The sequence below is a fragment of the Streptomyces dengpaensis genome (genome assembly GCF_002946835.1).
GTDB lineage: Bacteria > Actinomycetota > Actinomycetes > Streptomycetales > Streptomycetaceae > Streptomyces > Streptomyces dengpaensis.
Window position 1 is genome coordinate 8105922 of record NZ_CP026652.1, and the last position, 17797, is coordinate 8123718.

At 69.9% G+C, this 17797-nt stretch carries 14 protein-coding genes; 5 read left to right on the forward strand and 9 right to left on the reverse strand.

The annotated features are described in order from the left end of the window. Positions 1 to 390: 390 nt before the first annotated feature. From C4B68_RS37830 to C4B68_RS37840, 3 genes are all read right to left on the reverse strand, one after another. Positions 391 to 1548 carry a S1 family peptidase gene (locus tag C4B68_RS37830; RefSeq protein ID WP_099505686.1) on the reverse strand — a complete coding sequence of 386 codons (1158 nt, stop codon included), beginning with the start codon at positions 1546 to 1548 and terminating at the stop codon, positions 391 to 393. A gap of 325 nt (positions 1549 to 1873) precedes the next feature. After that, positions 1874 to 2587 (reverse strand): lipoprotein, encoded by a 714-nt coding sequence (locus tag C4B68_RS37835; RefSeq protein WP_099505685.1) that lies wholly within the window; start codon positions 2585 to 2587, stop codon positions 1874 to 1876. Between the two features lie 304 nt (positions 2588 to 2891). Then, positions 2892 to 3344 (reverse strand): phospholipase, encoded by a 453-nt coding sequence (locus tag C4B68_RS37840; RefSeq protein WP_099505684.1) that lies wholly within the window; start codon positions 3342 to 3344, stop codon positions 2892 to 2894. A gap of 533 nt (positions 3345 to 3877) precedes the next feature. On the opposite strand from C4B68_RS37840, the gene C4B68_RS37850 reads away from it, so the two are divergent. After that, on the forward strand, positions 3878 to 4897 hold the full coding sequence (locus C4B68_RS37850) for a gluzincin family metallopeptidase (protein WP_099505682.1): 1020 nt from the start codon (positions 3878 to 3880) through the stop codon (positions 4895 to 4897). Then, positions 4878 to 5369 carry a M4 family metallopeptidase gene (locus C4B68_RS37855; protein ID WP_099505681.1) on the forward strand — a complete coding sequence of 164 codons (492 nt, stop codon included), beginning with the start codon at positions 4878 to 4880 and terminating at the stop codon, positions 5367 to 5369. Before C4B68_RS37850 ends, C4B68_RS37855 begins: the two co-directional genes overlap by 20 nt. A gap of 75 nt (positions 5370 to 5444) precedes the next feature. On the opposite strand, the gene lpdA is transcribed toward C4B68_RS37855, so the two are convergent. Further along, positions 5445 to 6845: a dihydrolipoyl dehydrogenase gene (gene lpdA, locus C4B68_RS37860; protein WP_099505718.1), complete on the reverse strand. Its 1401-nt coding sequence runs from the start codon at positions 6843 to 6845 to the stop codon at positions 5445 to 5447. 291 nt (positions 6846 to 7136) lie between these two features. Between lpdA and C4B68_RS37865 the strand changes: the two genes are divergently transcribed. Next, on the forward strand, positions 7137 to 8804 hold the full coding sequence (locus tag C4B68_RS37865; protein ID WP_099505680.1) for a hypothetical protein: 1668 nt from the start codon (positions 7137 to 7139) through the stop codon (positions 8802 to 8804). 181 nt (positions 8805 to 8985) lie between these two features. Continuing rightward, complete coding sequence (pgm, locus tag C4B68_RS37870) at positions 8986 to 10626, forward strand: phosphoglucomutase (alpha-D-glucose-1,6-bisphosphate-dependent) (protein WP_099505679.1); 1641 nt, start codon at positions 8986 to 8988, stop codon at positions 10624 to 10626. A 48-nt stretch (positions 10627 to 10674) separates the two neighbouring features. Here pgm and C4B68_RS37875 read toward each other — a convergent pair whose 3' ends face one another. The 4 genes from C4B68_RS37875 to C4B68_RS37890 form a co-directional block, all read right to left on the reverse strand. Next, a complete protein-coding gene (locus tag C4B68_RS37875) occupies positions 10675 to 11175 on the reverse strand; it encodes a hypothetical protein (protein WP_099505678.1) in 501 nt (166 codons plus the stop codon). Between the two features lie 72 nt (positions 11176 to 11247). Next, the gene (locus C4B68_RS37880; RefSeq protein ID WP_240634606.1) at positions 11248 to 11397 is read right to left on the reverse strand and encodes a hypothetical protein; all 150 of its coding nucleotides are present in this window, start codon (positions 11395 to 11397) and stop codon (positions 11248 to 11250) included. A 50-nt stretch (positions 11398 to 11447) separates the two neighbouring features. Continuing rightward, positions 11448 to 11735 carry a hypothetical protein gene (locus tag C4B68_RS37885; RefSeq protein WP_104880040.1) on the reverse strand — a complete coding sequence of 96 codons (288 nt, stop codon included), beginning with the start codon at positions 11733 to 11735 and terminating at the stop codon, positions 11448 to 11450. Between the two features lie 356 nt (positions 11736 to 12091). After that, positions 12092 to 14158: a SpoIIE family protein phosphatase gene (locus tag C4B68_RS37890; protein WP_099505676.1), complete on the reverse strand. Its 2067-nt coding sequence runs from the start codon at positions 14156 to 14158 to the stop codon at positions 12092 to 12094. A 242-nt stretch (positions 14159 to 14400) separates the two neighbouring features. On the opposite strand from C4B68_RS37890, the gene C4B68_RS42255 reads away from it, so the two are divergent. Further along, positions 14401 to 14577: a hypothetical protein gene (locus C4B68_RS42255; RefSeq protein ID WP_167459239.1), complete on the forward strand. Its 177-nt coding sequence runs from the start codon at positions 14401 to 14403 to the stop codon at positions 14575 to 14577. Positions 14578 to 14646: 69 nt separating this feature from the next. On the opposite strand, the gene C4B68_RS37895 is transcribed toward C4B68_RS42255, so the two are convergent. Beyond that, complete coding sequence (locus C4B68_RS37895; RefSeq protein WP_099505675.1) at positions 14647 to 17268, reverse strand: SpoIIE family protein phosphatase; 2622 nt, start codon at positions 17266 to 17268, stop codon at positions 14647 to 14649. Between the last annotated feature and the right edge of the window lie 529 nt (positions 17269 to 17797).

A 17797-nucleotide genomic window follows, 5' to 3' on the forward strand; every position in this document is an offset into this window, starting at 1 on the left:
CCAGAACCCCATGTTCCGCCGCGTCCTTTTCCTGGATCCCGTCAGTACCGACCCGTCCGGGGCCTTGACAACGTTGTTCCTGCTTCGTCGCTTTGGGTCGGTTGTCATGCGAGATCGGTAGGAACCCGTGGTTCCGCGTCGCGCGCGGCGGCCGGGTGGCCGTGGGTACGGCTCGCCTTGGGCGGCATGCGGCCACTGTCCCTCCCGCAGCCCCGTCAGGGCAGTTGGGGCGGGGGGAGGGCGTCTTGTGTGGGCGACGGCGGAGCCGCCGCGCGTTGGCCGATGTGCCAAGGGGGAGACCTGCGGTGGTGTCGGCGGTCGGCGGAGGGGCGCGTCCCACTCGCGTGATGCACCGGCCCGCCTGGAGGGGGGCGGGCCGGTGCGGTCGGGTCAGGCCGTGTGGAGCGTGAGCCCGTAGCGGCCCAGGATCTCGTTCACGGGCTGGTACCAGGTCTCGCCGCCGCCGCTGCAGTTGCCCCAGCCGCCGGAGGTGACGCCCTGCGCCTGGTCGCCGCTGATGAACGAGCCTCCCGAGTCGCCGGGTTCGGCGCAGACGCTCGTCTTGGTCATCTGATGCACGGCGCCCTGGCTGTAGTTGACGGTCTCGTTCTTGGCGAGGACGGTGCCGCAGTGCCAGTGCGTAGTGGAGCCGGAGCGGCAGATCGATGCCCCGATGGGTGCCTCGCCCGAGCCGCGGACGAGCTGGTCGGGGACGGTGCCCCAGCCGAGTACGACGGGAACGGTCCACCAGCCGCTGCCTACGTTGACCCAGGCATAGTCGTTGTCCGGGAACGAGGAGCCCTGGAAGTTGCCGATGTAGCTGCGGTCCCAGCCGCTGACGCCGGCGCCCTGCTGGCCGCAGTGTCCTGCGGTCACGAAGCCGCCGTGCACGGAGAAGCCTATGGAGCAGCGGACGTTGCCCGTGTAATAGGGGTCGCCGCCCACGGTGCCGGCCGCGAACGTCTGCGGAGCCTTGTTCGTCTCCTGCACGGTGACGGGGCCGGCCTTGCGGGCGCGGGCGACGAAGTCCTGGACATCGTTGTCATCCTTGTGTGCGGCGACCACACTGATGACGACCGAGCTGGACTTGGGGTCGACGTGCCAACTGCCCACCCCGGCCGGGGCGTCGAGCGCGTCGATGCGCGCCATCGCGGCGTCGAGCTGCCGCTGGCTGTGCTCGACGAGCGCGACCCGGGCGCCGGTCGCCTCGACGGCGTCGCGCCGGGCGGTCTCGGTGAGGGCCACGGTGAGCCGGCCGCTCTTCGCGTCGAACCACGAGCCCCCGTACGAGGCCCCGGCGGCGCGCCGGGCGCTGCGCTCGACGGTGCGTGCCGCCGACTCCGCGGCGAGCCGGGTGGTCGCCTCGCTCCTGGTGAGTCCGAAGTCGTCCTGCATGGCCGCGATCAGCGCCTCGGATGCAGGTGCCCGGGGCACGGAGGTGGAGGCGAGGGGCGCGTCCTCGGCCGCCGCCTCGGTGAGTCCGACGGCTGTGGCACTGACGAGCAGGCCGGCGGACAAGGCTGTACGTAGAACTGTCGTGCGTCTCAAGGGAGTTGCCTTTCGTCGATCCGGTTCTCGGCGAGTGGGGCGAAGGGCAGGCGAGAGCGCTCTCAGAGGTGCGCGAACGAGAATAGCCGGTGACCATGGTCAGGTCCATGCCAATGGCAATAATGCCCCTGCCTGGGTCACTGTTTCCTGGGACCTCACACGACACTCCGTCAGAACGGGATGCCGTCACCGCAACCGCTCGCCATCGCCATCGCCATGCGAGCCCGCGAACCGGCGACGACGCGCGGTCGATCGAAGGACATGCCCACCCACCGCGTCCCCGGGCAGTGACCTGACTCGTCGCCGGAATCGCCGCGCGCAGGGGTCAGGTGGTGCGCACGGTCCGCTTGGCGAGTTCGTACGCGGGGAGCATCGCCGTGTGTTCCTCGGTGTCCAGCCCGCCGAGGTGCACCACGACCGGGCCGTCTGCGGTGGTGACGGCGAACGCGCACTCCTTCTTCGATTCCTCAAGGAACTCGCTCGTGTACACGTACTCGACCTCGACGCCGCTGACTCCGCCCGCTTCGAACGTGCGGTACGTCGCCTTGCTCGCGCCGTCCTCGGCCGCCACGAAGGCCTCCAGCACGGTGCGCGCGTCATCCTGGCCCGGCTCTCCGGTCCAGACCCGGATATAGCCGATGTTCCCGGCAGGCTTGGCGTCGACCTCGCACGCCAGGGTGACCGGTCCCTGCCGGAGGAGCGCATCGGCGACCTCCTCGGACAGGCCGCCATCGGGGTCGCCGGAGCTGTCCGAGCCGGTGGTGTCGGTGTCCTGGCCGACCTCGCCGTCGACGGCCTCTGCCTTCCAGTCCTCGGCCGTGTCGAAGGTGACGGGCAGTTCGCAGGCCGAGCCGACGGCACCGAGGGTGCCTCCGCTCTTGGTGACCGTTTCGGTGGCACCGGACGCCTCGGTCGTCGGCCTCGTGCTCGCCGACGGCTTCGGGCTCTGCGTCCCCGCCTCCGAGCAGCCCGCCACCGCCCCTGTCAGCAAACCCAAGCAGGCCAGTCCGCGCCACCCGGACGCCGCCCCCACGTGCATGATGATGTGCTCCCCCTTCGATCCGGCGGGACAATGTATCCCAGGGCGCGGACGGTACGTGCGGGCAGGTGGCGGGAGTTCGCCCGGTGGGGCCGACAGGCTATGCGTACGGGGGCGGCAGCGGTGGTGCGGCACTGTGCTCGAGCTGGCGTATGGACGGGTGGACGCCCGGGGGTGCGGGCGGGCGTGACACGAAGAGACCGTGTGGCGTGCCACGCGGGGAGCGGTGCGGGGGTACGAGGGCGGGTCGAGTCGCGAGCCGTGCCGACGTGCCGCTCCGCGCACCCCCTAAGTGGGCGAACTATCAGCCGAAGGCCCTGACCGCCTGGTAGTAGGTCCACGCCGTGCTGTTGCAGGCGGTCTTCGTCCCGCCGCTGTAGACGGCGCAGACGCGCTTGAGGTCCTCGTAGAAGGCGCTGTCGAGGCGGGACTTGTTGGCGTCGAAGGAGCCCGCGGCCTTGTAGTTGCGGTAGCCGAAGTCATGCCGGGCGCAGGACATGGAGAAGGGGAAGCCGAACGGATTGTCCGGAGACGAGGAGCAGTAGTCGGTGGACCAGTCGAACCCGTACGCGGACCAGGCGGCCTGGTTCGCACGGGCGGCGGCCCAGAGGTTGTAACTCGACGCGCTGGTCTGGGTCCAGCTGGACAGGACCTGGGGCTTGTCGGCAGGGGCGGCGGTGGCGGCTGTGGCGGTGGCGGTGACAGTGACAAGGGCCAGTGCCGAGGCGGCAAGGCCGGTGGCGAGTCTGCGGTGCATCCCACACCTCCATGAGGCTGCGACCCGCCCATCGGGTCGCAGGTTCATGACAAATGATCGGCACCGCAACGGCCTCTCACACCGCACCTGTCCTAACGGTTGATTAACTCTGAGGTTCCAGGCGGGAGTTGTGGTGCCTGAGCAGCAGCCGGTGGCGTGTTTCAGCTGCGTCGCCTGCGCACTGAGCCGTGATCACCTGCCCGCAGCCGAGGCCGGCTTCGGCAGGCGCATGCGGGCGGCCTCCGCATGGCAGGCAACGATCGCCGCCTGGAGCTGGTACGGGCCCGGCTGCCGGCGCCTGATGGCGCGCGCAGGTGAACCAGGGCAGGTGTTGCTGCGCCTGGCCCTGGAACTGGGTGGCGACCTTGGCGGCCTGTGCGAGCGGCTCGCCGAGGCTCTAGAAGGCCGCGGCGCGGAATGCCTGTCCGGAGATTGCCCGGAAGCGTTGCCGGGCGCGGGGGCTTGGCAGAACGTGCACCGCCACCCATCATGCGGACAGCGCACGCGCGGGGAGCTGTGCCGGGGGAGGCAGCATGGACAGTACGCTCGTCGCCGCCATCATCAGCGCCTTGGGAGCAGCCCTGGCCACCGCCGGGGGTGCGGTGCTGCGGGCCCGCAACAGCACTCGTACGGCGGCCAGGCTGATCTACGCCGAACTGACCCGGAACAGCGCGGCGGTCATGTACTTCCGGCAGACCAGTCACTGGGTTGCCCCCACGCTCTCGCGTGCGGCCTGGGACGAGCATGGCGCCGTCATCGCGCGTCGGCGCAGCAGTGCGTCGTTCGAGGCGGTGCACCGGGGATATGAGGCGCTGGAAATCGTCCCGGTCCTGGCGGATGGCTCGCTCGACGAGGAGGTACGCGACCGCCTGCTGCGCGACGCGGTGAAGTGGCTGGTGCAGGCCATCACAGAGCTTGGCAAGGTCGCTCAGATCTCCCCGGCCCGGATCCGGGAGACGACGGAGCGACTCGATGGGCCGTCAGCGGCAACCGCCGCACAGCTTCCGGCACCGCCGTTTCGGAGCACCGGTGCTATCCCTCTTCCGTTGCTCGAACGTCTGACCGTGGTGGGCGCGGCGGTGTGGCAGGCAGGGCAGGTTTCGGGGCCGGCCGCTCCGGCCGGCAGGACCGAGCCGGTCATCGTCGCGGAGGCGCCGGATGCCGAGCACATCGTCTACGACGCCGGACACCAAGAGAGTCTTGACCGACTGGTTCTGGCCCGTTGGACCGGTCAGCCGACTACGGGCGACCCGGCTGTCGACGAGGCGTATGAGGGACTTGTGGCCGTTACCGCCTTCGGCCGCGATGTGCTGGGGCGCGACCCGCTCGCCGATCGGCCGCTTGTCGCCTTCGCTCACTACGGCACCCACTTCAATAACGCCTTCTGGAACGGCGAGGAACTGATACTCGGGGATGGGGACGGGGAGATCTTCGGCCGGTTCAGCCGGTGCCTGGACGTGATAGCCGGCGAGGTCTGGCACGGAGTCGAGGAGATGCTGCACTACCTTCGACTGGGAGGGCGAACACGGCGCGTTGCACACCTCGCTCGCTGACGTCTTCGGCCAACTGGCCAAGCAGTACTCCTTGAACCAGACAGTCGAGGAAGCCGACTGGATCTGTGGTGCGGGACTCCTCGCGCCCGGCATCAACGGCGTGGGCCTTCGCTCACTCAAGGCTCCTGGCACGGCGTATGACGACCGCATCCTCGGCCGGGATCCGCAGCCCGCCCACATGGACGCCTACGTCCGTACCCACCGGGATCAGGGCGGCATCCACATCAACAGTGGTATTCCCAACCGTGCCTTCTACTTGGTCGCTGAGAGGCTGGGCGGCAAGGCATGGGAGGGCGCCGGGCGCATCTGGTGGGAGGCGCTTACCGGGGACGGTCTCCGCGAGGGACTGCTCTTCGCCGACTGGGCACGGCTGACCGCTACAGCGGCCCGCACACGCCACGGTACGGACAGCGTCGAGTACCGCGCCGTGCTCGACGCCTGGAATCGCGTCGGAGTGCCTGTCGTCGAGTGAGCGTCAACATGGCCAACTGCGGGGCGGTGAACGCGCTTTCGTGATGGCTGTGGTGCCGCCGCATCCCGTCGCCGGTCACATGTTGATCATGTGCCCGGCCAGCCCGTGGATGGCTTCCTTGACCGCCTCGCCGAGCGTCGGGTGGCCGTGCACATTGCGCGCGACCTCGTGGACCGTCAGGTCCCACTGCTGAGCGAGCGTCAGTTCCGGCAGGAGCTCGGTGACCTCGGGGCCGATCAGGTGGGCGCCGAGGAGCTCGCCGTACTGGGCGTCGCTGAGGATCTTGACGAAGCCCGCGGTGTCGCCCAGACCGTGCGACTTGCCGTTGGCGGTGAACGGGAACTTCGCCACCTTGACGTCGAAGCCCCTCTCGCGGGCCTGCTCCTCGGTCCAGCCGAAGCTGGCGATCTGCGGCTGGCAGTAGGTCGCCCGCGGGATCATCACGTAGTCGAGCTCCATGGTCTCCGTGTCGGCGATCGTCTCGGCCGCCACGATGCCCATCGCCTCGGCCGCGTGGGCGAGCATCAGCTTCGCCGTCACGTCGCCGATGGCGTAGATGTGCGGGACGTTCGTGCGGCAGCGCCCGTCGACGTCGATCGCCCCGCGGTCGGTGAGCTTCACACCGGTGTTCTCCAGACCGTAGCCCTGCACGCGCGGCAGGAAGCCGATCGCCTGCAGCACCTTGCCGGTCTGCAGCGTCTGCCGCTGGCCGCCTGTGGTCACCATGACCTTGACCGAATCGCCCGAGTCGTTGATCGCCTCGACCCGCGTGGAGGTCAGCACATTGATGCCGAGACGCTTGTAGCGGCGGGTCAGCTCCGCAGAGACCTCCTCGTCCTCCAGGGGGACGATGCGATCGAGGAACTCGACGAGGGTGACGTCGACGCCGTAGTTGTGCAGGACGTACGCGAACTCGACGCCGATGGCGCCCGCGCCCGCGATGATGATGCTCTCCGGCAGGGTGTCGGACAGGATCTGCTCCTCGTACGTCACTACGCGCTCACTGAGCGAGGTGCCGGGCAGAAGCTTCGTGGTGGAGCCGGTGGCGATGATGCAGTTGCCGAAGGTGATGGTCTCCGTGCCGCCGTCGGCGAGGGTGACCTGGAGGGTGTGGTCGTCGCTGAAGGTGCCGTGGCCGGTGTACTGGGCGATCTTGTTCTTCTTCATCAGGTAGTGGACGCCCCTGACGCGCCCGTCCGCCACCTTGCGGCTGCGCTTGAAGGCCTCGCCGTAGTCGAAGCTCACCTCGCCGTCCACGCGGATGCCGAAGGTCTTGGCCTCCTGGGTGAAGATGTGGGCCAGCTCCGCATTGCGCAGCAGCGCTTTCGACGGGATGCACCCCACGTTGAGGCACACTCCGCCCCAGTACTTCTCCTCGACGATCGCCGTGCCGAGGCCGAGCTGGGCCGCCCTGATCGCCGCGACATATCCCCCCGGGCCGGCGCCCAGGACCACCACGTCAAAGTGTGCGCTCATGACCGCCAGCCTATGCTGCAGCGCCGTAGTCTGCCGATCCTGTCGGTCGGCGGTGTTGCACATCCGGGACGGCGCTCGCGTCAGGTCGGGCAACACCCAGGTACCGGAAAGCCGTTATTACCGCACGACCGAGATTGGGCCTAGCCTCGACGGTGGATGTCCCCCGGAGCCCTTGACCACAGGGGACGACAGGGACGACGGCATGCGCCGGGCGAGGCACGTGCACTGGTCCGGCCAGGCGGACCGGGCTCGTTCGCGCCACCTGGCCGGCCGTACCTTCAGGAGAGACGGATGGACTACTACGACCTCGGCACCCACAGCCGCCGCGTGACGACGTCCTCCCCCTCGGCCCAGACGTGGTTCGACCGCGGGTTGATCTGGGCCTACGCGTTCCACCACGAGGAAGCCGTCTCCTGTTTCGAGGCCGCCGCCGCGGCGGACGCCGACTGCGCCATGGCCTACTGGGGCTTCGCCTACGCCCTCGGCCCGAACTACAACAAGCCCTGGGAGTTCTTCGATGACGAGGACCTGGCCCGGACCGTCGACCGCGCCCACGCGGCCGTGGAACGCGCGCAGGAAAAGGCGGCCGGAGCCACCCTCGTCGAACAGGCTTTGATCCGTGCGCTACGAGCCCGCTACCCGCAGGCGGAACCCGTTGAGGACTGCTCGGTCTGGAACGAGTCGTACGCCGACAGCATGCGCGCTGTGTACGATCTCGCCCCCGACGATCCCGATGTGGCCACGCTCTACGCCGACGCGCTGATGAACCTCACGCCCTGGCAACTGTGGAATCTGCGGACCGGCGAACCGTCCGAGGGCTCTCGCACCCTGGAGGCCAAGGCTGTACTGGAGCGGGCGATCGCTGCCGAGGCCGGGACGGAACACCCCGGACTCCTGCACATGTACATCCACCTGATGGAGATGTCGTCCACCCCCGAGACCGCACTGCCCGTCGCGGACCGGCTGCGCGACCTGGTGCCCGACGCCGGCCATCTTCAGCACATGCCCACGCACCTGGACGTGCTGTGCGGCGACTACCAGCGCGTCGTGTCGGACAACAGCAGGGCGATCGTCGCCGATGAGAAGTTCCACGCGCGAGCCGGCGCGATGAACTTCTACACCCTGTACCGGACGCACAACTACCACTTCAAGATCTACGGCGCGATGTTCCTCGGCCAGTCGAAGACCGCCCTGCGGACCGCCTCGCAACTCGAAGCCTCCATCCCCGAAGAACTGCTACGGGTGGAGAGTCCGCCCATGGCGGACTGGCTGGAGGGCTTCCTCGCCATGCGGGTCCACGTGTTGATCCGTTTCGGCCTGTGGTCCGACATCCTGCGGCTGCCGATGCCTGCCGAACCGCAGCTGTACTGCGTGACGACCGCGATGCTCCACTACGCCCGCGGTGTCGCCCTCTCGGCGACCGGCAGGGAGGCGGAGGCCGAGCGTGACCGGTTCCGCGAGGCGGTCTCCCAGGTCCCGGAGACACGGATGCTGTTCAACAACACCTGTGCCGACATCCTCGCGATCGCTTCGGCGATGCTCGACGGTGAACTGGCATACCGCAAGGGCCATGTCGACGCCGCCTTCGCCGCGCTGGAGAGGTCGATCGCACTGGACGACAACCTCCCCTACGACGAGCCGTGGGGATGGATGCAGCCCACCCGACACGCCTACGGGGCCCTGCTCCTCGAACAGGGGCGCGTCGCGGAGGCCGAAGCCGTCTACCGAGCCGACCTGGGGCTCGACGACTCCCTGCCCCGCGCCGTGCAACACCCCGGCAACGTCTGGGCTCTGCATGGGTTCCACGAGTGTCTTGTCCGTCTGAACAAGCCGCGGGAGGCGCAGATCGTCGCCCAGCAACTGAAGATCGCGGTCGCTCGGGCGGACGTACCGGTCGAGGCGTCCTGCTTCTGCCGCCTCGAAGCCTTTGCCGGCACCACCGCGGCCGACTGCTGCTGAAGCCTGCCGGCAGAGCGAGGAGCGGGAGGTGCCTCCGCCGTGGGGCTGGGTTGTGCCGAGGGAGCAGCCAGCGTGTTCCAGTCAACGTTCGCGTCATGGTCGTGGCACTGAGCGGCCGTGGCGTCCGGTGGGGAAAGATGAGACCACAAACGGAGAACGAACGATGCGGAGGTGCGGGCACATGCAGCACGAGCGAGCGGGCAGTCCGGCCGGTCCCGGGGATCTTGTCGACGTCGCCCGGTTGGTCACCGCGTACTACGCGCTGCACCCCGACCCGGCAGCGCCCGGCCAGCGCGTCGCCTTCGGCACGTCCGGCCACCGCGGGTCGTCACTGGCGACCGCGTTCAACGAGGACCACATCGCCGCGACCAGCCAGGCCATCTGCGAGTACCGCGAAAGCCAGGGCATCGACGGTCCCCTCTTCCTGGGCGCCGACACCCATGCCCTGTCGGAGCCCGCGAAGGTGACGGCCCTGGAGGTGTTCGCGGCCAACGAGGTGCCGGTGCTCATCGACAGCGCGGACGGCTACACGCCCACTCCGGCGGTCTCGCACGCCATTCTCACGCACAACCGCGGCCGGTCCTCGGGCCTCGCGGACGGGGTCGTGGTGACTCCGTCCCACAACCCGCCTGCCGACGGCGGCTTCAAGTACAACCCGCCGAACGGAGGACCGGCAGGCTCCGAAGCGACCTCCTGGATCCAGGACCGGGCCAACGAGCTCATCGCGGGCGGCCTCAAGGACGTACGGCGCACCCCGTACGCCCGGGCGCTGGCCGCACCCAGCACCGGCCGCTACGACTTCCTCGGCACCTACGTGGCCGACCTTCCGCACGTGCTGGACCTCGACGCGATCCGCGCATCCGGCGTGCGCATCGGCGCGGACCCCCTCGGCGGGGCCTCGGTCGCCTACTGGGGACGCATCGCCGAACAGCACGCGCTCGACCTCACCGTGGTCAACCCACTGACCGACCCCACCTGGCGATTCATGACGCTGGACTGGGACGGCAAGATCCGCATGGACTGCTCCTCGCCCTACGCGATGGCCTCGCTCATCGAGCAACGCGACCGTTTCCGGATCGCCACCGGCAACGACGCCGACGCCGACCGCCACGGGATCGTCACACCCGACTCCGGGCTGATGAACCCCAACCACTACCTCTCCGCCGCCATCTCCTACCTGTACTCCCACCGAGAGCAGTGGCCCGCGGGCACCGGGATCGGCAAGACGCTCGTGTCATCCGGGATGATCGACCGGGTCGCCGCCGACCTGGGCCGCCAACTTGTCGAAGTGCCCGTGGGATTCAAGTGGTTCGTGGACGGGCTGGTCAGCGGATCCCTCGGTTTCGGCGGCGAGGAGTCGGCCGGCGCGTCCTTCCTGCGCCGCGACGGCTCAGTGTGGACCACCGACAAGGACGGCATCATCATGGCCCTGCTCGCCTCCGAGATCACGGCGGTGACCGGGAAGACGCCGTCGGAGCACTACACCGGGCTGACCGCACGTTTCGGTGAGCCGGCGTACGAGCGCATCGACGCCCCGGCATCCCGCGAGGAGAAAGCCCTCCTCGCGAAGCTCTCGCCCGCACAGGTCAGCACCAACACCCTGGCCGGAGAACCGGTCACCGCGGTGCTCACCGACGCTCCGGGCAACGGCGCCCCCATCGGCGGCATCAAGGTGACCACCGCCAACGCCTGGTTCGCGGCCCGCCCTTCGGGCACCGAGGACGTCTACAAGATCTACGCCGAGTCGTTTCTGGGAACCGATCATCTCCGCCAGGTACAGGAGGAGGCGAAGGCGGTGGTCTCGGCGGCACTGGGAGGCTGACGCCGCCTGGGCCGCCGCTCCGCAGTGGGGTGCTGCGGCCGTGTCCGGTCAGGAATAGGTCCAGCGCCACGCGTTGGAGCTGTAAGAACACTTGATGCGCGCACCGCTCGCGGTGGTGGTCCGGGCTCCGTGGTCGCTTTTGCGGCAGTACTGGCCTGCCTGGTAGCAGTTGCCGGCGTTGGAGACGATGGAACACGTGCCGGTGCTCGTGTCGTCGCCGCTGCTGGTGCCCGAACCGGCGGCCTGAGCGGCTTTGGTGACGGTGACGGTGACGGTCGGACCGGGCGTTCTGACGGTCGTGGTTTTCGTGACCGTCGGTGCGGGGGAGGGGGAGGCGGCGGACTGTGCGGCGCTGGCCGTGACCGTCACGGTGGGGGTGGGCTTTGATGCCAACGCCTGGGCCGCGGTGGCGTTGTCGTTGGCGGACTGCGTGCCGCCGATGGCTCCGGCGGCGAAGAGGGCGAGGCCGGCGGCCCAGACGCGCTTGCGCCTGTGCAGCGGCCGGGCGTCGGCGGGGCGCTGCGGAGCTGGGCTGTTGTACGAATTCATGGTCCCCCTGGGAATGACTGCGGGTTGCGGGATGGAGATCGGCTGCCGAGGTGCTGCCCGAGGCCGGGCAGGTCAGCAGGACTCCGTGTCCTTCACGGCGTAGAAGACGACTTTGGTGTCGGTGCTGTAGGTGCCAGGGCCGGGCTCCTGCCGGCACACAATCCAGTTCCGGTCGTAGACCTGGAAGCGGTTTTGGCCCGAGGCGTCCTGGTCGTCGAGCAAGAAGAACCCGGTGTCCTGCGCGGTGTCCTGCGCGTACTGCAGGTCTTCGCCTACGAGGTCGGGCAGCGAGGCTTCACTCGACGTGCCGGTCTCGGCAGCGGCGTCGGCGGATTGTATGCCTCGTCGGCGCTGTCCTGGACGTCTTTACGCGCTGGGGCGTTGTCCTCCTGGTTGTTCTTCCCTGCGTCTTCGGCGGAGGCCGGCATGGTGGTGGGCGGCGCCGCGGTGACGGCCGGAGTACCGCCTGCGGTCTGCTGCTCCGTGCACGCGGTGAGTGCCGTGACGGCGAGACCGGCCGTGGCGGCCAACAGGCAGGTGGGGCGTATGAGTTGATGCATGGTGATGCCTCTGCGATGTAGTGGTTCTGCGTGTCTGGGTGCCTGCACGGCGTTCGCCACGACGTGCGACTCGGTGCCGGCGTGGGCGGTTCGGCAGGGAAGGTGCTCGCGCTCCAACCGCGCGGGTCATGGGAGTGAGTTGCTGCGTCGCAGCCAACGCACCGTCAGCAGGCCCTGCTCTGTTCGCCGCCGGCGACTCCCACAAGGCCTACGGGCCGCGTGGTCCGGCCGAAGGCGGAGCGGGAGGGCTGTTGAGCCGTGTCGGACCACGTCATGAATGTCCTTGCAATGCGCGAGTGAAGTACGCGTGTGTGACTCGTGAAGGACTCGTGTGGTTGTGCGGCGGGCGGAAAGAGCTAGAGGGCCCGGGCGGCGAGGAGGGCGACGTCGTCGTGGTCGTCGGGGTGGCGCAGGCCGTACAGCAGGAGATCGCAGGTCTCCTCGAGCGGCCGGTGGGGTTCGTCGAGGAAGCTGAGAAGCACGTTCAGGCGGTCGTCGATGGGGTGTTGCCGGGTCTCGACGAGGCCGTCGGTGTAAAGGACCAGCAGGTCGCCGGGGCCGAGGTACTCCGTCGTGGTCTCGAAGGTGATGCCGCCGACGCCGAGCGGGGCTCCGGCGGGCAGGTCGAGCAGTGCGGGGGCCTGGCCGGGGCGGGCCAGCGCGGGCGGCATGTGTCCCGCGTTGGCGATGTGGCACTGCCTTGTGTGGGGGTCGTACACGGCGTACAGGCAGGTGACGATGTAGTGCTCCAGATCGCAGGTGATCTTGTCCAGGTGCTGGAGCACCGCGGCGGGGGCGAGGTCGAGGTCCGCGTACGCGCAGGTGGCGGTCCGCAGCCTGCCCATGGTCGCGGCGGCGTCGATGCCGTTTCCCATGACGTCGCCGACGACCAGCGCGGTCCTGTCGTCGGTCAGCGGGATGACGTCGTACCAGTCGCCGCCGACTTCGCTGGTTGCCTGGGCGGGCTGGTAGCGGTAGGCGAGCTCCAGGCCGGTGTGCTGCGGCGGGTGGGCGGGCAGCAGGCTCCGCTGGAGCGTGAGGGCGGTGTTGCGCACGCTCTGGAACCAGCGGGCGTTGTCGATGGCCACGGCGGCGCGGGTGGCGAGCTCAGAGGCCAGGACGACGTCGTCCTCGTCGAACGGGAGCGGGTTGCGGGTGCGTTTGAGGTCGAGGGCGCCGAGCACCTCGCCGTGGGCGATGAGCGGCACGGCGAGATAGGAGTGGACGCCCGCGCGGGCCAGGAGCGTGGTGGCCTCGGCGTTACGGGCGATGCGTCGCAGATCGTGCTCGTCGACGTGGCGTACCAGGACCGGCCGACCGGTGTGGACGCACAAAGTGACGAGGCGGTCGCCGTCGTAGGCGACCAGGTCACCGGGAGCGTCGGCGGCGCGCAGAGCCATGGTGGGATGGGCGGCTTTGAGTGCCAGCGCGCGGAAAAGCTCGGGCCCGTTGTCCGGTCTGCGTGAACGGCGGCAGGCCAGGGCGGAGTCGAGCACGTCCACGGCGACCACGTCGGCGAGCTCGGGGGTGGCGATCTCGGCCAGTTCGCGGGCGGTCCGCTCGACCTCCAACGTGGTGCCGACGCGGGTGGAGGCGTCGGCGATGAGAGCCAGGCGGCGCCGGGCCCGGTCCGCCTCGGTGGCCGCGCGGTGCCGTTCCGTGACGTCGACGACCGAGGTGGCCGCGCCCAGGACCCGCCCTCCGGGGTCCTCCAGACGGTAGAAGGAGACGGACCAGGCGTGGTCGTGGTCGGGGTCGGCTGGGGTGCGGCCCACGTGGTACTGGTCGAGCAGGGGAGTTCCGGTGGCGAGCACCTGGCGCAGGGCGGTCTCGACGATGTCCACGTCGAAGAAGGGCAGGGTCTCCCTCAGGTGGCGGCCGATGTGGTCTTCGGCGGGCATGCCGTCGATGCGTTCCAGTGCGGGGTTGACCAGGAGAAAGCGCAGGTCGGGGTCCATGAGGGCCAGGCCGATCGGGGACTGGCTGATCATCCGCTCGCACAGGGACAGGTCGGTCTCGACGCGCTGGAGCAGGGTGTGGTCGGCCGCGATGCCGAGGGCGTACACATCGCCGTGATCGTTCAGCAGCCGCATGTTGCGGAATTCCATCAGGCGGGTGCTGCCGTCCTTGTGCCGGATGGGGAAGGCGCCGGCCCACCTCCGGCCGGTCGCCATCACCTCCGCGAACAGGGTCTGGACGACCTGCAGGTGCTCGGGGTGTACGAGCAGGCGCGCCGCGTATGTGCCCAGGGCCTCGTCCGCGGTGTACCCGAAGAGCTCCTCGGCCTGCGGGGTCCAGAACACGATGCGGCCGCGGGCATCCAGGACCACCGCGGCCACGCTCAGCACATCCAGCAGGCCGACCGGCGGGAGTGGCTCGGTGCCTGAGTCGTCACTGCTGGGCTGGACGGATTCGGCTGTCATCCCAGATCCTCCTCCACCAGCCGGCAGGAGACGCCGACGTGTGCCGGCAATGCCGACGCTTGGGTTCTGTGTACCCGTGCTTCCATGCTGCCTCTGGCCCCTTGCCTTGCCCAACGCCAGCGCATTGGCATGTCCAAGCCAAGGTCGCTTTCTCCTGGTACGCGAGGAGCGGGGCCGGCTGCTCTCGCCTCCGCCGCGGCCGGGGTGGAGCATGGGAGATGAGCGACCGAGGGAGGCCCGCAATGAAATCCGAAGCTTCGGATTACGACACCTGGCTGTACTCTCACACGCCCTCTCAGGCCGAGGGGGAGCGCGACGAACCGGCCGAGCGTGCGGCCATGGAGCAGCACCCGGACGTCCCCAGGACCGAGCCGTCCCAGGCGGAGGGCGAGCGGGTGGATGACATCAGGACCGCATGACCGCAGGTGAGCCGGACCGGGCGGTAGAGGTCCGGCTCACTGCTGCTGGCCCCAGGGTGGGGGCGCGTGTCAGTTGTCGTTGGCGAGGAATTGTTCGGTCCAGACGGTTTTGCCGGTGGGGGTGTGGCGGGTGCCCCAGCGTTGGGTGAGCTGGCCGACGAGGAGGAGGCCGCGGCCGCCTTCGTCGTAGATGCGGGCGCGTCGCATGTGCGGGGTGGTGCTGCTGGAGTCGGAGACTTCGCAGGTGAGGGTGGTGATTTGGTGGATGAGGCGGAGTTGGATGGGGGGTTTGCCGTAGCGGATGGCGTTGGTGACGAGTTCGCTGACGACCAGTTCGGTGATGAAGGAGGAGTCGTCCAGTCCCCAGACTGCCAGTTGGCGGGTGGCGTGCTGGCGGGCCAGGGTGACGGTGGCGGGGTCGAAAGGCAGGTCCCAGGCGGCGACTCGGTCGGTGTGCAGGGCGCGGGTGCGGGCGATGAGGAGAGCGATGTCGTCGTCGGGGCGGTGGCTGAGCATGGTGGTGAGGATGCGGTCGCAGACGGTGTCCAAGGTGCGGGCGGGGCGGGTGAGGACGGCGAACATGGTGTCGAGGGCGTCGTCGATGTCGTGATCCCGGGTTTCGAGGAGGCCATCGGTGTAGAGGGTGAGGAGGCTGCCTTCGGGCAGTTCGGTCTCCAGGGCTTCGAAGGGCAGGCCGCCGAGGCCCAGCGGTGGGCCGGGAGGGACGTTGAGGAAGCGGACGGTGCCGTCCGGGGTGGCGACGGCGGGCGGGGGGTGGCCGGCGCGGGCGAGGGTGCAGCGGCGGGTGATGGGGTCGTAGACGGCGTAGAGGCAGGTGGTGCCGATGCCTCCGGCGCTGTCGGTGTTGTCGGCGTCGCCGCTCTCCTCGGCGGAGAGGTGGTTGACGAGGTCGTCGAGGTGGGTGAGGAGTTCATCGGGGGGCAGGTCGACGTCGGCGAGGGTGCGCACGGCGGTGCGCAGGCGGCCCATGGTGGCGGAGGCGCGGATACCGTGGCCGACGACGTCGCCGACCACGAGGGCGACCCGTGCGCCCGACAGCGGGATCACGTCGAACCAGTCGCCGCCGACGCCGGCCTGGGTACCGGCGGGCAGGTAGCGGGTGGCGATGTCGACGGCCGCCTGGTCGGGCAGGGTCTGCGGGAGCAGGCTGCGCTGCAGGGCCATGGTGGTGGTGTGCGCGCGGGGGCGCTCGTGCTCCCGGCTGGGTGGGGCGTGGTGCAGCGCGGTCGCCGCCTTGGTGGTGAGTTCTTCCGCCAGCCACAGGTCGTCGGGTTCGAAGGGGTCGGCGCGCTGGTGACGGGCGAAGAGGGCGACGCCGAGGGTGGTGCCCTGGGTCCGGATCGGGACCACCATGAGCGAGTGGGTGCCGGTGCCGGGGATCCAGGCGGCGTGGGGGTCCTTGTCCGTCCCTTGGGTGAGGGCCGGGTCGCCCGCCTCGTACAGGGCGCCGCAGCCCTGGGCCAGGCACTGGGCGACCGGTGAGAGTCCCGGGTAGCGGATCTCCTCTCCCGCGGGGAGGGGGGCTGCCGTGTGGGGGGAGTCGGGGCTGTCGCAGGGGACCGACCGTACGGCGGCACGGTGCAGGGTGAGGGGTCCCGCCGGCGGGGCGGGGGGTATCTCGCCGCCGGGTCCGCCGGGTCCGCCGGGTCCGCCGGGTCCGCCGGGTCCGCCGGGTCCGCCGGGTCCGGAGGGTCCGGAGGGGCCGAGGAGGTCGATGGCGGCGATGTCGGCGAGCCGGGGGACGGCGACATCGGCGAGTTCCTGTGCGGTGCGCTGCGGGTCGGACGTGGCGCCGATGCGGGCTTGGGCGTCGCGCAGCAGGTGCATCCGCTGCCGGGCGAGGTGCTCGGGAGGTGCCGGGTGTGTCCGGTGTGCGGTCAGGCATACGGCGCGGACGCGGCCTGCGGGGTCTTTCAACGGGGCCAGTGAGGCCGGCCAGCCGTGTTCGGTGCCGGCACCGGCGGGACGGATGGCGGCATCCACGTGCTGCGTCTGGCCGCTCTCGAGGACCTGGCGCATCTTTGCTTCGGTGTCGTCGCTTTCACGGTGCGGGGCGATGTCGGGCAGGCGCAGTCCGCGCATCTGGTCCTCGGTGAGGGCCAGCGCGTGCTCCATGCCGGTGTTGGCCCGCACCAGCCGCAGGTTGGTGTCGAAGACGGCCACGAGGCAGGGGGACTGGCGGAACGCCCATTCGCCCACCGCCCCGCCTTCCTTCAGTACGTCGCTCTCGCGCGGCGTCTCGCCGCCGGGCGGCCGCGGGGTGTCACTCACGGCGGCCACCACGAGCCACTCGGCGGCCGGGTCCTCGGGCGTGAGGCGGTGTGCGAGAAGTTTCTGCTGAAGCCGGTGGCCGTCCTGGTGCCGCAGTGTCAGGGTGCCGCTCCACCTCTCGCGTCCGGCCGCCTCCCGCCGTGCCTGCTCGCTGATGCCGCTGATGCCGCTGATGCCGCTGATGTCGTCGGTGTTGTCGGTGTCGTCGGCGAGCAGCCGCGCGGCGCTGTGGCCCACGATCTGTGAGGACGCGTAGCCGAGGAGCGTGCGGGCGCCTTCGCTCCACCCGGTCACGATGCCCTGCTCATTGACTATGGCGGTGGCCGTATCGGTGCAGGCCGGCTGGGGCAGGGCGCTTGCCTGTGCCTGCTCGCGGGGAGGGGTGGGGAGTTGCTCCATCGCCGTTCATCTCGCCCTTCGGGAAGCCTGCGCGGCCGGGCCTGGGGCAGAGCGCCCCTCCTGTCAAGCATGATCCTGAGGGGCATCGAGCACCAACCCGGCGCGGTCACGAGGGGCCGTCCCGCGTTCCGGGCGCCGACCGTGCCCAGTTAAGGGAGGCCGACGCCTCACCGCGGCCCGGCGTGCCCGCCCCGGCACGGCCTGGGGTGACCGCCCCGGCACGGCCTGGCGTGCCCGCCGTGGTCCCCGCCCGGCCGGGGCACACGGCGCCTGCGACCTCGGTGGCGGTCACGGAGTGGGGGGATCCGGCGCCCGTCAGCGCCTTACCCGTGCCCACGGATCCGGGGACACCCGTTCCGGGGCCGCGCACGCGGCGCGGCGTGGCGGTTCCGTCAACCCCCAAAATAGTTAACGCCGTTGCGGACGGCGGAGACGGCGAAAGAGCCGTCTCCGCCGCGATACGGCTCTCTCCGCGATCGCACGGTGGCGCTTCTCCGCGATCGCACGGTGGCGCGCCCGCGAATGCGTC

Bases quoted from the DNA above. Each gene is read 5' to 3' on its own strand.
- C4B68_RS42255 (WP_167459239.1), top strand. From the start codon at position 14,401: ATGAAATCCGAAGCTTCGGATTACGACACCTGGCTGTACTCTCACACG.
- C4B68_RS37850 (WP_099505682.1), top strand. From the start codon at position 3,878: ATGGACAGTACGCTCGTCGCCGCCATCATCAGCGCCTTGGGAGCAGCC.
- C4B68_RS37865 (WP_099505680.1), top strand. From the start codon at position 7,137: ATGGACTACTACGACCTCGGCACCCACAGCCGCCGCGTGACGACGTCC.
- C4B68_RS37890 (WP_099505676.1), bottom strand. From the start codon at position 14,158: ATGACAGCCGAATCCGTCCAGCCCAGCAGTGACGACTCAGGCACCGAG.
- C4B68_RS37835 (WP_099505685.1), bottom strand. From the start codon at position 2,587: ATGCACGTGGGGGCGGCGTCCGGGTGGCGCGGACTGGCCTGCTTGGGT.
- C4B68_RS37885 (WP_104880040.1), bottom strand. From the start codon at position 11,735: ATGCATCAACTCATACGCCCCACCTGCCTGTTGGCCGCCACGGCCGGT.
- pgm (WP_099505679.1), top strand. From the start codon at position 8,986: ATGCAGCACGAGCGAGCGGGCAGTCCGGCCGGTCCCGGGGATCTTGTC.
- C4B68_RS37895 (WP_099505675.1), bottom strand. From the start codon at position 17,268: ATGGAGCAACTCCCCACCCCTCCCCGCGAGCAGGCACAGGCAAGCGCC.
- C4B68_RS37840 (WP_099505684.1), bottom strand. From the start codon at position 3,344: ATGCACCGCAGACTCGCCACCGGCCTTGCCGCCTCGGCACTGGCCCTT.
- C4B68_RS37875 (WP_099505678.1), bottom strand. From the start codon at position 11,175: ATGAATTCGTACAACAGCCCAGCTCCGCAGCGCCCCGCCGACGCCCGG.
- lpdA (WP_099505718.1), bottom strand. From the start codon at position 6,845: ATGAGCGCACACTTTGACGTGGTGGTCCTGGGCGCCGGCCCGGGGGGA.